This is a genomic window from Bartonella sp. AA86SXKL (assembly GCF_042196885.1).
Genome location: NZ_JBHIRE010000178.1, coordinates 1 through 312, shown reverse-complemented (window position 1 = coordinate 312; position 312 = coordinate 1).

Here is a 312-nt window from a genome sequence, read left to right as displayed (position 1 = left end):
TGCAGCACAGTCAGAGGGAAGAAAGTCTTCGTCTCAAAGTGAAAGACACAGAAAAGCAAAAGCAATAGCAAAACGTGCGAAGTCTTTTCATTCTCGCAAGTCAGTAAACAAGGTAGCTTGAGTAAAATTAAGATCGTGAGTTTAGAATATTTTCTTCTCAGTTAGAACTAAAGTAAGAGATACAAAAAGCAACTCTTTTGCCAAAAGAAGAGAGAGGACGTTTTCGATTTTTTAGAAGTAAAAATATTTGCGATGTAGAGGCATCAACAGAGACAGTAATAGAGGTAGTTTGTCAAGTTTAGAGTAATAGTG